This window comes from Rhizobium sp. N621, assembly GCF_001664325.1.
GTDB classification, from domain to species: Bacteria; Pseudomonadota; Alphaproteobacteria; order Rhizobiales; family Rhizobiaceae; genus Rhizobium; species Rhizobium esperanzae.
This window is the reverse complement of record NZ_CP013495.1, coordinates 4,367,573-4,379,736: the sequence shown is the minus strand read 5'-3', so window position 1 is coordinate 4,379,736 and position 12,164 is coordinate 4,367,573. Positions and strand designations below refer to the sequence as shown.

12 protein-coding genes and 1 pseudogene are annotated in these 12,164 nt (G+C 60.0%); 7 read left to right on the top strand and 6 right to left on the bottom strand.

The window, feature by feature from the left end; translation table 11 throughout:
* Positions 1-45 precede the first annotated feature (45 nt).
* The 3 genes from leuD to AMK00_RS20995 all read right to left on the bottom strand — a co-directional run bounded on the left by leuD (position 46) and on the right by AMK00_RS20995 (position 1,651).
* Positions 46-654 carry a 3-isopropylmalate dehydratase small subunit gene (gene leuD / locus AMK00_RS21005; RefSeq protein WP_064708129.1) on the bottom strand — a complete coding sequence of 203 codons (609 nt, stop codon included), beginning with the start codon at positions 652-654 and terminating at the stop codon, positions 46-48.
* A gap of 237 nt (positions 655-891) precedes the next feature.
* A complete protein-coding gene (locus AMK00_RS21000; RefSeq protein ID WP_064805749.1) occupies positions 892-1,311 on the bottom strand; it encodes a VOC family protein in 420 nt (139 codons plus the stop codon).
* A gap of 106 nt (positions 1,312-1,417) precedes the next feature.
* Positions 1,418-1,651 carry a hypothetical protein gene (locus tag AMK00_RS20995; RefSeq protein ID WP_064708240.1) on the bottom strand — a complete coding sequence of 78 codons (234 nt, stop codon included), beginning with the start codon at positions 1,649-1,651 and terminating at the stop codon, positions 1,418-1,420.
* A 113-nt stretch (positions 1,652-1,764) separates the two neighbouring features.
* On the opposite strand from AMK00_RS20995, the gene AMK00_RS20990 reads away from it, so the two are divergent.
* Positions 1,765-2,670 carry an HpcH/HpaI aldolase/citrate lyase family protein gene (locus AMK00_RS20990; protein ID WP_064811586.1) on the top strand — a complete coding sequence of 302 codons (906 nt, stop codon included), beginning with the start codon at positions 1,765-1,767 and terminating at the stop codon, positions 2,668-2,670.
* A complete protein-coding gene (locus AMK00_RS20985; RefSeq protein ID WP_009996762.1) occupies positions 2,670-2,876 on the top strand; it encodes a DUF1737 domain-containing protein in 207 nt (68 codons plus the stop codon). Before AMK00_RS20990 ends, AMK00_RS20985 begins: the two co-directional genes overlap by 1 nt.
* A gap of 23 nt (positions 2,877-2,899) precedes the next feature.
* Here the strand turns inward: AMK00_RS20985 and AMK00_RS20980 are convergent, their stop codons facing one another.
* Positions 2,900-3,337 carry a metallopeptidase family protein gene (locus tag AMK00_RS20980; RefSeq protein WP_064811585.1) on the bottom strand — a complete coding sequence of 146 codons (438 nt, stop codon included), beginning with the start codon at positions 3,335-3,337 and terminating at the stop codon, positions 2,900-2,902.
* 162 nt (positions 3,338-3,499) lie between these two features.
* On the opposite strand from AMK00_RS20980, the gene AMK00_RS33085 reads away from it, so the two are divergent.
* From AMK00_RS33085 to bfr, 5 genes and pseudogenes are all read left to right on the top strand, one after another.
* Positions 3,500-4,453: an ImuA family protein gene (locus AMK00_RS33085; RefSeq protein ID WP_064805743.1), complete on the top strand. Its 954-nt coding sequence runs from the start codon at positions 3,500-3,502 to the stop codon at positions 4,451-4,453.
* A gap of 40 nt (positions 4,454-4,493) precedes the next feature.
* Positions 4,494-5,912 carry a Y-family DNA polymerase gene (locus AMK00_RS20970; protein WP_064811584.1) on the top strand — a complete coding sequence of 473 codons (1,419 nt, stop codon included), beginning with the start codon at positions 4,494-4,496 and terminating at the stop codon, positions 5,910-5,912.
* A complete protein-coding gene (locus AMK00_RS20965; RefSeq protein ID WP_064811583.1) occupies positions 5,909-9,361 on the top strand; it encodes an error-prone DNA polymerase in 3,453 nt (1,150 codons plus the stop codon). The genes AMK00_RS20970 and AMK00_RS20965 overlap by 4 nt, the downstream gene beginning before the upstream one ends.
* Before the next feature lie 90 nt (positions 9,362-9,451).
* Positions 9,452-9,851: pseudogene (locus AMK00_RS31000) on the top strand ((2Fe-2S)-binding protein).
* Positions 9,817-10,302 carry a bacterioferritin gene (gene bfr, locus AMK00_RS20955; RefSeq protein WP_064805736.1) on the top strand — a complete coding sequence of 162 codons (486 nt, stop codon included), beginning with the start codon at positions 9,817-9,819 and terminating at the stop codon, positions 10,300-10,302. The pseudogene AMK00_RS31000 and the gene bfr overlap by 35 nt, the downstream one beginning before the upstream one ends.
* Before the next feature lie 81 nt (positions 10,303-10,383).
* Here bfr and AMK00_RS20950 read toward each other — a convergent pair whose 3' ends face one another.
* On the bottom strand, positions 10,384-10,917 hold the full coding sequence (locus tag AMK00_RS20950; protein ID WP_064805734.1) for an RNA pyrophosphohydrolase: 534 nt from the start codon (positions 10,915-10,917) through the stop codon (positions 10,384-10,386).
* A gap of 25 nt (positions 10,918-10,942) precedes the next feature.
* Positions 10,943-12,139: a divergent polysaccharide deacetylase family protein gene (locus AMK00_RS20945; protein WP_064811581.1), complete on the bottom strand. Its 1,197-nt coding sequence runs from the start codon at positions 12,137-12,139 to the stop codon at positions 10,943-10,945.
* Positions 12,140-12,164: the final 25 nt, after the last annotated feature.

Genomic DNA, 12,164 nt, shown 5'->3' with positions numbered 1-12,164 from the left:
AAGCCGGGCGAAAGCCCGGCTTGATCGATCGGCAGTTCGTCAGGGTTAAGCGGCCCAGGGATGCGAAGCGGCGTTCTTCTTTTCGAATTCGTCGATCGCCTTACCTTTTTCCAGGGTCAGGCCGATATCGTCGAGGCCGTTCAGCAGGCAGTGGCGCTTGAACTCGTCGAGATCGAACTTGATCGAGCCGCCATCGGGGCCGGTGATCTCGAGGTTTTCGAGGTCGACTGTCAGGATGGCATTGGAGCCGCGCGAGGCGTCATCCATCAGCTTGTCGAGGTCTTCCTGGCTCACCTTGATCGGCAGGATGCCGTTCTTGAAGCAGTTGTTGTAGAAAATGTCGGCAAAACTGGTGGAGATCACGCAGCGAATGCCGAAATCGAGCAGTGCCCAGGGAGCGTGCTCGCGCGAGGAACCGCAGCCGAAATTATCGCCGGCGACCAGAATCTTGGCATCGCGATAGGCCGGCTTGTTCAGCACGAAATCGGGATTTTCGGAGCCGTCTTCATTGTAGCGGGCTTCGGCGAAAAGGCCCTTGCCGAGACCGGTGCGCTTGATGGTCTTCAGATAGTCCTTCGGAATGATCATGTCGGTGTCGATGTTGACGACCGGCAGGGGGGCTGCCACGCCCGTGAGCTTCACGAATTTATCCATGACCCATGCTCCATTTCAGCAAATGTACTTTCCTGAATGTGCATCTAGTCCAGTTTTTTGCCGAAATGAAGGAGAATCTTTCTAAAGCGTACCGCGATCTTTCAGATTCGCTTGCTACGCTCTAGGTCTGGTCTGCCGCATGTCGTTCTCGCAAAACCGCTGCACACTTTTGCGCGACATGCTTTCAAATGGTGGCCACGCGGCGTTTCGCGTGGCCTGGCAACGGTACGCGCCCCGTTATTTGGCGGGCGCGTTCAAACCCCAGAGGACGCCGAACGGGTCGCGAAGCTGGCCGTAACGGTCACCCCAGAACATCAGTTCGACCGGCATGACGACTTCGGCGCCGGCGGCCACGGCACGATCCCACCAGAAATCGATATCGTCGATGACAAGCTGGATGGCGAAGCCTTCATGACCTTTGAAGGGATGGCCGTATTCGGGATAGGCATCCGCCAGCATGAGGGAGCTGCCATTGATATAGAGATGAATATGCATCGTCCGGCCGCTTTCATCGACCGGCACCCTGTGGGCCTCTTCGGCACCGAAGGCCTTCTTGTAGAAATCCGCGGCCTTCACCGCGCCGTCGACGGTCAGATAGGGCAGCAGGCCATTCTTCACCGGCGGCAACTTGGCCGGCTTGTTTTCCGTCGTATCCATGCTCGTCCTCCATCGTTTTTGAGCGCCGGTAGAATGCCCGGCTGCTTCAAAGACGTATCATGGAAGCATGATGCGACAGTGTCGGCGATTTTTTTTAAAGCAGGCCTCAGAGATCGATGATCGTGCCGCGACCGTCGTTCCAGATGCGCATCTCCGGCTTGCCGTTGTTTGCCTTGGCGCGGACCGGAGCAGGCTTCATCTTCATCGAAAGCGCGCGTCCGACCATGAGCACGGTCAGGATGCCGCCGACGGCAAGCGTCACCGAGAAGGTGAGAAGCAGCATGGCGACAAAAAAGGTGGCGCCGGCCAGCATGAAGAAGATGGAGCGAATGTTCTGCATGGGTTTGAGACCTTTCTACAGAAAGGAATGTGGTCCTTCCTTTTCCTCTCTGCAAGGCAAGCATGGCTTTTTGTTGTCTTGCCGGGCTTTGCGAAGCTTGGCACTAATGGCTGATGAAGCAAACTACACCTCTGCGTTCCTCAAGTCTGCGCCGCTCGGTGCTGAGTGTCCCGGCCATCAATCTCCGGGCGCTCGAAAAGAGCCGTTCCCTTGATTGTGATGCGGTTATTTTTGATCTGGAGGATTCCGTCGCGCCGGAGAACAAGGGTCAGGCGCGGGAAAATCTGCGGGCTTTTTTTGCCGGGCCGCCGCTTGCGGGCAAGGAAAGGATCATCCGCATCAATTCTCTGTCATCCGCATTCGGGGCGGCGGATCTCGATCTGGTCAAAGCGCTTTTGCCCGACGCCGTTCTCCTGCCGAAAGTGGATGGCCCCCAGGATGTCACCGACATCGGCGATCTGCTTGCCGATGCAGATGCGCCGGAGGAGCTGCGCATCTGGGCCATGATCGAGACGCCGCGTGGCGTGCTGAATGTCGGGGCGATCGCCGAAGCCGGCTGCATACCGGGGGCGCGGCTCGATTGCGTCGTCGTCGGCCTCAATGATCTGCGCAAGGAGACCGGCGTCCTGCCGCAGCCCGGGCGAAGCTTTCTCGTGCCTTGGCTGATGCAGGTCATTCTGGCGGTCAAGGCCAATGGGCTCGATGCGCTCGACAGCGTCTTCAACGATTTCCGGGATGGCGAAGGTTTCGACGTCGAATGCGGGCAGGGACGCGCCATGGGTTTTGCCGGCAAGATGCTGATCCACCCCGCGCAGATTGCGGCCGCCAACCGGCATTTCGGCCCGAGCGCGGAGGAGATTGCCGAGGCGCAGGCAATCATATCAGCCTTTGCTGATCCGGCGGCCAGGGGCCTCAACGTCATCAATGCGAACGGGCGGATGATCGAGCGGCTGCATCTTGTCCAGGCCGAAGCTCTGGTTCATAAAGCGCGTCTGATTTCTGCAAGAAAGCACGCCTGATGAAACTCTACCGCTTCCTGACCGGCCCCGACGACGCTTCCTTCTGCCACAAGGTTACCGCCGCCCTCAACAAGGGCTGGTCGCTGGAGGGTTCGCCGACCTATGCCTTCAATGCCGCAACCGGCGCGATGCAGTGCGGACAGGCCGTCGTCAAGACTGTCGAAGGCAAGGATTATGATCCGGAGATGAAGCTCTCCGAGCAATAGGACCTTCTGCCGAACGCACGGTTTCAGCGCTCGGCAGCTTCCTCGGCGCTGGCCTCGATCCGCTCCATATCCTCGTCGCTCAGCCCGAAATGGTGGCCGATCTCGTGGATCAGGACGTGAGTGATAATATCGCCGAGCGTCTCGTCGTTCTCGGCCCAATAATCGAGGATGGGGCGGCGGTAGAGACGGATGCGGTTCGGCATCTCGCCGGTTTCCACGGTGAAACGTTCGGAAATTCCCCTGCCTTCGAAAAGGCCGAGCAGATCGAAAGGGGTTTCCAGCGCCATGTCCTCGAAAACGTCGTCATCGGGGAAATCCTCGATCTCGATCGTGAGATTGGTCGTCAGCTGGCGGAATTCATCCGGTAGATGGCTGTAAGCCTCCATGGCCAGCGACTCGAAGGTGCTGATCGTCGGCGCATGGCGGTCCTGCCAATCATCGCTCTGGTCTATGCGGGCCATGAATATTCCTTCCTTTGCGGGCCCATATAGAACCTTTGCCGCCGATTTTCGAGTGCGGAATCAAAGGCAGGAATAAATTCATAGAAAATGGTTGTTGACTCTTCTTCAGCTCTCTGGAATCCATAAGAACATAACAGGAACAAGACGGACGGAGTAAACGCCATGGCGCAGAACGCCCTGGCGCGCGAGCGGCTTTTTGCGCTCCGCGAAACCATTGCCAAGCTGGAAGGAAAGCCTGCGCCGGCGCTTGCGGCAGCGGAGCGGGAAGCCCTGGCTTCGGGTGAGACCGGGCGGCAGGATGCGGAACGGAATGGGCGCGCACAGCGCCTGCCGTTTGGCGTGGCATCGCTCGACGAAGCGATGGAAGGCGGGCTGCCGCTCGATGCGATAACGGAAATCCGTTCGACGCTTTTCCGGGATGCGGGAGCTGCCAGTGGGTTCGCCCTTGCGGCCGCAGCGCTGCTGCAGCGAGTGGAGGAGGCGAGCGATTGTTCGCCAATACTCTGGATCGGCGATACGGTCTCGACGATGGAAGCCGGTCTTCCCTATGCAGTGGGTCTGCAGGATTTCGGCCTGCGGCCCGAGTGTTTCCTGCAGGCTTTGCCGCGCAAGCTCGACGAGGCGCTCTGGCTTGCGGAAACCGCGGTGGAAAGCGGCGCCTTTTCGGTGGTCATCCTGGAGATCAGGGGCAATCCTGCGCATTTCGGCCTGACCGAGAGCCGGCGGCTCGGTCTTCGCGCCAAGGCGGCCGGCCGGCCCCTCTTCCTGCTTCGGCAGGCTGGAGAGGAGGAGGCGAGCAGCGCCGCCTTCCGGCTGCTTGCCGAACCCGCGCCCTCCGGCATGCGGGCTCTGCCGGATGGATCGAGACTTGCCGGCAGTATCGGCAATCCGGTTTTTCATCTCAGCCTGGAGAAGAGCCGCAACCCGGCTCCGCTCTCCCTTCTTCTGGAGTGGAACCCCCATGAACGTCAGTTTTTCCCCATCGACGAGCCAAGGCGCGCTCTTACTCCAGACGAACGGTCAGCGCATCCTGGCGCTCAGCTTTCCGCATCTTTCGACGGACAGGATCGCCCGCAGAAAATGGGGTCTTTCCTGGCGTTCGAAAGGGCGTCCTGAGGCTGCGCCGATCGTCTGCGCCGGAAAGCACGAAAATGCCATGCGGCTGACGGCGCTGGACGAGGCCGCGGAGGCGCTTGGCCTGAAGAAGGGTCAGGGTGTCGCGGAAGCGCGCGCCATGCATCCGAAACTCGATATCGTTGAGGAGGATTCGGCCGCCGATGCGCGGCTGCTCGAAGCCATCGCCGACTGGTGCGACCGCTATACGCCGCTGGTGGCGATCGACGGACGGGACGGGCTGTTTCTCGACATTAGCGGCTGTGCCCATCTTTTCGGCGGCGAAAGAGCGTTGCTGAAGGATATTCTCCTCAGGCTTTTCCATATGGGGCTCGACGTCCAGGGTTCGATCTCCTCTTCGCCCGGCCTTTCCTCGGCCATCGCTCGTTTCGGCAATGGCGGCGTCATCGAAGACGAGGAAATGGAGGATGTGCTGGCGCCGCTGCCGGTCGCCGCGCTTCGATTGAACGAAGACACCGTGGCATCGCTGAAGAAGCTCGGGCTGAAATATATCGGCGATGTCATGAATGCGCCGCGGGCGCCGTTGACCCGCCGTTTTGGAGCGAGCCTGCTTTTGCGGCTCGATCAGGCGCTCGGACATGACGAGGAACCGGTTTCGCCGCGCCTGCCGGTTGCGAGCCTTTCGGCCGAGCGGCGGCTGGCCGAGCCGATCGGCACCGAAGAGGATATTCTTGCCCTTGCCGGCCAGATCGCCGTGTCGCTGAAACCCTCCCTGGAGGCTCGCGGCGCCGGTGGCCGCGTCTTCGAACTCGTGCTGTTTCGGGTCGATGGCCGGGTTTTCCGGATTTCGGTCGGCGCTTCACGGCCGCTCAGAGAGCCGAAGCGGATCGCGGATCTTTTTTCCCAGCGTCTGCAGGCAATTCATGATGATCTCGATGCCGGATATGGTTTCGAGATCCTGCGGTTGAATGTCGTGCGCCATGAGCCCTTCGAAGGCACACAGGGTGACTTCGACGGCGGCCGGCAAAGAGAGGTCTCGCTTGCAGCTTTCGTCGACCGCGTCGCGGCCCGCCTTGGCGCGGACTGTCTCCAAAGCTTTCAGCTCCGCGAAAGCCACGTGCCGGAGCGTGCCGCTATTGCAAGCCCGTTCATGGAAAGTTTTCCGGCGCATCGCAGGAGCGAGGGATGCCGTCTTTCCCCAGCTCGCAGCGAGCGGCCCCTGAGGCTTTTTGCCAGACCGGAACCGGTGGAGGCCTTGCTTGCCGAAGTTCCGGAAGGGCCGCCGCAAAGTTTCCGGTGGCGCCGTATGCAGCATCAGGTTCTGCGCAGCGAAGGCCCGGAACGGCTTGCCATGGAGTGGTGGATCGATGGCGCCGACGCCAAAACGCGTGACTATTTCCGTGTCGAGGATAATGCCGGGCATCGTTTCTGGATTTATCGCGAAGGCTTTTACGGTGAAGAGCCGCCGCCGCGCTGGTTCATGCACGGGATTTTCGCATGAGTGCGGCACCTGCATTTTTCGAGATCGGCGCCCGCACCAATTTCTCCTTTCTGGAGGGTGCTTCGAAGCCCGAGGAAATGGTGGTGCAGGCCGCTGCGCTGAAACTTTCCGGTCTTGGAATCGCCGACCGGAATTCGGTAGCCGGCGTCGTTCGGGCGTATGCGCAGGCGCAGGAGATCGAAGAGAAATTCAGAAGAAGGCACGAGAAGAACCTCGACGGCAGAGAGGAAGAGAAGGTTCTCGATCCGATCCGGATTCAACCGGGCGCCCGTCTCGTTTTTTCGGACGGAACGCCTGATATCCTTGCTTATCCTGAGAACAGGCGAGGGTGGGCGCATCTCTGCCGTTTGCTGAGTGCGGGAAATTTGAGAGCGGAAAAGGGATCCTGCCTGCTTTACGAGGCGGATATCATGGAATGGGGAGACAAGATGATGCTTGCCCTCGTTCCCGGCCAGGCGGCTGCCATCGAGCCTGTCGCCCAGCAGGAATTGGAAGCCTGTCTCGCCCGGTTCCGGAACCGTTTCGGCAAGGCGTTTCACGTGGCGCTGGCGCCTGCCTATGATGGCCGCGACAGGCAGGTTTTCGCGGCACTTTCCGTGATCGCCGCCCGCCACCGCATTCCTGTCATCGCGACCAACCAGCCGCTCTATCACCATACGGATCGCCGCCCCCTTTCCGATATCGTCATCTCGATCCGGGAGCATGTGCCGATCGCCGAGGCAGGATTTCTTCTTGCTCCGAATGCCGAGCGTTATCTCAAGGACCCACGTGAAATGGCCCGGCTGTTTCGCGACTATCCGGAGGCGATTGCCAATACCGGGACATTTTTCGGCAGGCTTTCGTTTTCGCTCGATGAGCTGAAACACAATTACCCGCCGGAAAACGATCCCGGCGAGACGCCTTATGAAACCCTCGAGCGTCTGACGAAGGAGGGCGCTGTGAAGCGCTATCCGGATGGCGTTCCTGCTCAAATCCAGACCCAGATCGACTATGAACTCAATCTCATCCGGGAGAAGAAATACGAGCCCTATTTCCTGACGGTCCACAAGCTCATCCAGCATGCGCGTTATGAATTGAAGATCCTGTGCCAGGGCCGCGGTTCTGCAGCCAACTCGGTCATCTGCTATTGCCTCGAGATCACGGAAGTCGATCCGACCAAAAGCACGTTGCTTTTCGACCGCTTCATCTCGATGGATCGTGACGAGCCGCCTGACATCGATGTGGATTTCGAGCACGACCGACGCGAAGACGTCATCCAGCACATCTACAGAAAATATACCAAGGAGCATGCCGGGCTGACGGCCGGTGTCACCACCTATCGCACCCGTTCCGCCGGCCGCGAGGTCTCCAAGGCCTTCGGGCTTTCGGAGGACGTCCAAGCGGCGATCAGCAGCCTGGTCTGGGGCTGGTCGGAGGATAATCTGTCGGAGCGGGATGCCAAGGCGGCGGGGCTCGATATTTCGGACCCGGTGACATTAAACGTTCTGCGCTATGCGTCCGAGCTCCTCGGATTTCCGCGTCACCTGACCCAGCATGTCGGCGGCTTCGTCATCACCCGGGACCGGCTCGATGAAGTCGTGCCGATCATGAAGACGGCGATGCCGGATCGCTACATGATCGAATGGGACAAGGACGATCTCGACAATGTCAAGATCCTGAAGGTCGATGTTCTGGCGCTCGGAATGCTGACCTGTCTCAGGAAAGCTTTCTCGCTGCTCGAACTGCATTACGACGTGAAGAAAACCCTTGCCGATCTCGGCAATAGGGAACACGGAGACGAGGGCGTACCGGTTTATGACATGATGTGCCGGGCCGACACGCTGGGCGTCTTTCAGATCGAAAGCAGGGCGCAGATGAGCATGCTGCCCCGGCTGAAGCCGCGACGATTCTACGATCTCGTGATCGAAGTGGCGATCGTCCGTCCGGGACCAATTCAGGGCAATATGGTCCATCCCTACCTGACGCGACGGGAGCAGTCGCATTCTCCCGGTTTCAAGATCGACTATCCGAAAGACGAGATGATCCCGATCCTCAAGCGGACGCTTGGCGTCCCGCTGTTTCAGGAACAGGCGATGCAGATCGCGATTACGGCGGCGGGATTCTCGCCTGCCAAGGCCGACCGCCTGCGCCGCTCGATGGCGACCTTCAAGCGGTTGGGAAAGGTCAACGCGTTCAAGGATGATCTGATCAATGGCATGACCAGCAGAGGCTATCCGAGGGATTTCGCCGAACGCTGCTTCAGCCAGATCGAAGGCTTCGGCGAATATGGCTTTCCGGAAAGCCATGCGGCTTCCTTCGCCCTGCTGGTCTATGCCTCGTCCTGGATCAAGGCCTATTATCCCGACGTCTTTTGCGCTGCCATGCTCAATTCGCAGCCGATGGGCTTTTACGCGCCGGCGCAGCTTGTTCGTGATGCCAGGGAACACGGGGTCGAGGTCCGACCCGTCGACATCAACAGATCCAATTGGGATTGCCATCTCGAAGAGGCGGTATTCGACAGAACTGCCGTCGATAGGCGGCATGCCGATATGCGAGCCATCATCAAGGCAAAGCGAGCCGTTCGCCTCGGCTTTCGGCAGGTCAAGGGTCTGTCCGAGAAAGCGCTGGAGAGCCTTCTCGCCAACAGGGGCGATGGTTATGGCTCGGTTCGTGATCTCTGGCTGCGGTCCGGTCTCGACAAAGCCGATATCGAAAGGCTGGCGGATGCCGATGCCTTCGGCTCGATCGGCCTGTCGAGACGTGAGGCGCTTTGGGCTGCAAGGGCATTGGATACGAAATACGCTCCTGAAAAATTGCCTCTGTTCGATCGGGTGAACCATATCGATCTGCAGGTCGAACCGAAGACCAGTCTGCCTGATATGCCGCCGGGCGAGCAGGTGATCGAGGACTATCGTTATCTGTCATTGTCGCTGAAGGCGCATCCGGTGTCTTTCCTGCGGGAGGAATTCCGAAAGATGGGCATCACGCGCAATGTCGATCTCCTGACGGTGCCGAACGGAAAGAGGGTGACCATCGCCGGTCTGGTGCTGGTGCGCCAGCGCCCGGGTTCGGCCAAGGGCGTAATCTTCATGACGCTGGAGGATGAGACCGGCGTTGCCAACGCTATTGTCTGGAGCAAGATATTCGACAAATACCGGGCGGTCGTCATGGGCGCCCGGCTCGTGAAAATCCGAGGCAGGCTGCAAAGCCATAGCGGCGTAATCCATACGGTCGTCGAGCATATCGAGGATATGACGCCGGCACTTGGCATCCTACAACGCGAGGCCCGACGCTTCGGCGCCTGCGAGCGCGCCGACGAGGTGCTGAGGCCAGGGGTCGATCCACGACAGAGAAGGCTTGCGAATGCGCAGGAAAGTGTGGAATTGGAAAGGCAGGCGGGTGCCGCGGACCGCCATGCCGGTGCGGCGGAAACCGCCGGGGTCATGCCGCGCGGGCGGAACTTTCATTGAGCAGTCGGATCGACCGGGGCATGCCTTATCGTGCGATCGCCGCACAGTTTCAGTCAATCTGCAACAGGCCGCGCCCATCGCTTCCAATCGATGCCGTCGGATTCGAATTTTTTCTTGACAGCCGCCATCTTCTTTAGCAGAAAACACGATAGTCAGTGTCATGTTTGGAAATGAAGACGTGCTTGTCTGCAGCTGCAATTACATAACCGACAAGGAAATCCGGGAGGTTATCATCAACCTTCTCGACGAAGATTGTTGGCAGCTTATCGTGCCTGCGAAGGTCTATCATGCGATGGAAAAGCGAGGCCGTTGCTGCGGCTGCTTCCCAAATGTGGTCGACATCATTATCCGTACAACCGAGGATTATCACGCCCGCCGCCACTCGACGGAAGCTGAAATATTTGATTTCATGTCGCGCTTGAAGCAATTCCATGAGGAAAACAGGAGAGCGGACATTGAAAGGCGACAAAAAGGTCATCGAGCGGCTTAACGAGGCACTGTTCCTCGAACTCGGGGCGGTCAACCAATATTGGGTTCACTATCGTCTTCTCGAGGATTGGGGCTACACCAAGCTCGCCAAGAAGGAACGCGCCGAATCCATCGAAGAGATGCATCATGCCGACCGGCTCGTCGCCCGCATCATCTTCCTCGAAGGCCATCCCAATTTGCAGACTCTGGCCCCTCTGCGCATCGGCCAGAACGTCAAGGAGGTCCTCGAAGCCGATCTCGCCGGCGAGTACGACGCCCGCACGGCCTACAAGAAGTCGCGCGATATCTGTTATGACGCCGGCGATTACGTCTCGATGAAGCTGTTCGAAGAGCTGCTGGCCGATGAAGAAGGCCATATCGACTTCCTCGAAACGCAGCTCGATCTGCTCGAAAAAATCGGTGAAAGCAAATACGGCCAGCTCAACGCCGATTCCGCTGACGAAGCCGAATAAGCTCCTATTGGATGTCGGCCGCTTCAGAGCGGCCGGCACTCCCGCGCTCGCCGCGCACAAAACGGAAGCATCCCGGCATGATCAGCCTTCCGATTGCAACGCCGCCAGATGCTGGAACTCGGCAATCACCTGGTCGTAGACAGCGCGTTTGAAAGGAACGATCAGGCCTGGAAGTGCCTGCATCGGCTTCCATTCCCAGGCATCGAATTCGGGATCGTGGCCGCCGGGCGGCGGATTGATGGCGATCTCGCTCTCGTCACCCTCGAAGCGGAAGGCGAACCAGCGCTGCGTCTGGCCGCGAAACTTCCCTTTCAGCCCGATGCCGATCAGCGCCGGCGGCAGATCGTAATTGATCCAATTGCTTGCTTCGGCGAGCAGCGTCACCGTCCTGATGCCGGTTTCCTCATAGAGCTCGCGATAGGCGGCGTCCAACGGATCCTCGCCCTTGTCGATGCCTCCCTGTGGCATCTGCCAGAGCTGCGGCGAGCCGTCATATTCGGAATTGCCGTCAGGGATACGCCGGCCGGCCCAGACCAGGCCATCGCGGTTCAGGATCATCACGCCGACGCATGGGCGATAGGGCAGATCCTCGGCTTTCACGGTCGCCTGGCTCATCTTCTTCTCCGTTGAGGACATCATCTCAGGGGTTTCTGGGGTCGTTGGAAAGCGACGCGACGCCGACGATCTCGATGCCGCGCATCGAAGCCTCTTCGCTCCACTTGGCAATGGCGTCGACGCTTTCGTCAAAAGCCGAGGCAATGCCGATCGCCTGGCCGTTCTTGCGAGCGATGCGTTCGAGATCGTCGAGTTTCTTCACGATGGCGTTGACGTCAAGCTGGCCGTCGAGCTGCAGATCGGCAAAGGCATAGGGCAGTTCGGTCCCCTTGGCGACATCAGCCGTTTTCGACTGCGCCGACGTCCCGTCATCGAGGAAGAGCAGGCCACGCTTGCCGATATCGCGCATCACGGGTTCCATGGCGGCAGGGTCGGAAAGGAAACGGCCGCCGAGATAGTTCATGATGCCGGTGTAGTTGGTGATCTCGCCCATCGCCTTGTGCAGGTTCTCGATGTTGCGGGCGACCGGCTTGGAGGTGAGCAGGGTCTCCGGTCCTGGATCGTTGGCCGGGTAATCAAAGGGTTCCAGCGGCACCTGCAGGAGGATTTCATGGCCGCCGCGGCGAGCCTCCTGCATCCAGCGCTGGAGGCTGTTGCCACTTGCGGCAAAGGCCAGCGTGATCTCCTCGGGCAATTCGGCGATGGCGCGCTGCGTTCCCGTCTGGCTGAGCCCAAGGCCGCTGACGACAATGGCAACGCGCACACCGCGGGCGCCGGACGAGGGACGGGCATACTGATCCATCGGCCGTCGGCCGTCGGGGCCGACGATCGGCAGCCTGCCATAGGCCGAATCCTCAAGCAGTGTTTCGTTCGGCAGCGCCGCCATGCGCGGATCCTGGCCGATCTGCATTGCATCGACCAATACCGGCCCACTGCCGTCGCGGGGACGGGGGCTGTACTTGGTAACGACGGAGCCGTCACCGGTGACCATCTGCTCGACATTGGCGCCCGAACGCGGTTCGGCGCGCGGTATGCCATCCGCCGCCTGGCCGGCCGGCGTCTGTGCCGGTTGAGACGTGCTGGAAGAGGGCGCTGCCGCTTGCTCGGTTGTCGGCGGTTTTTTGCGTTCGAGCCCGTCGCCGCGAAACGCCGTATAGAGAGAGAAGCCGCCTATCGCGAAAAGGCACAGACTGGCGGCGATGCGGCCAAGGCGCAGCACTCCCGGCCGCCGGCTGCCGGTTTTGCGGTTGCGCCCCAAAGGCGCATGCAGGTCCGTTCCCAATTTTCTCGCCCGCTCCAAACCGGGA

What these genes read in the sequence shown, in the direction of transcription:
- leuD (WP_064708129.1), bottom strand. Translation starts at nt 654, where the DNA reads ATGGATAAATTCGTGAAGCTCACGGGCGTGGCAGCCCCCCTGCCGGTC.
- AMK00_RS21000 (WP_064805749.1), bottom strand. Translation starts at nt 1,311, where the DNA reads ATGGATACGACGGAAAACAAGCCGGCCAAGTTGCCGCCGGTGAAGAAT.
- AMK00_RS20995 (WP_064708240.1), bottom strand. Translation starts at nt 1,651, where the DNA reads ATGCAGAACATTCGCTCCATCTTCTTCATGCTGGCCGGCGCCACCTTT.
- AMK00_RS20990 (WP_064811586.1), top strand. Translation starts at nt 1,765, where the DNA reads ATGAAGCAAACTACACCTCTGCGTTCCTCAAGTCTGCGCCGCTCGGTG.
- AMK00_RS20985 (WP_009996762.1), top strand. Translation starts at nt 2,670, where the DNA reads ATGAAACTCTACCGCTTCCTGACCGGCCCCGACGACGCTTCCTTCTGC.
- AMK00_RS20980 (WP_064811585.1), bottom strand. Translation starts at nt 3,337, where the DNA reads ATGGCCCGCATAGACCAGAGCGATGATTGGCAGGACCGCCATGCGCCG.
- AMK00_RS33085 (WP_064805743.1), top strand. Translation starts at nt 3,500, where the DNA reads ATGGCGCAGAACGCCCTGGCGCGCGAGCGGCTTTTTGCGCTCCGCGAA.
- AMK00_RS20970 (WP_064811584.1), top strand. Translation starts at nt 4,494, where the DNA reads ATGCGGCTGACGGCGCTGGACGAGGCCGCGGAGGCGCTTGGCCTGAAG.
- AMK00_RS20965 (WP_064811583.1), top strand. Translation starts at nt 5,909, where the DNA reads ATGAGTGCGGCACCTGCATTTTTCGAGATCGGCGCCCGCACCAATTTC.
- AMK00_RS20950 (WP_064805734.1), bottom strand. Translation starts at nt 10,917, where the DNA reads ATGAGCCAGGCGACCGTGAAAGCCGAGGATCTGCCCTATCGCCCATGC.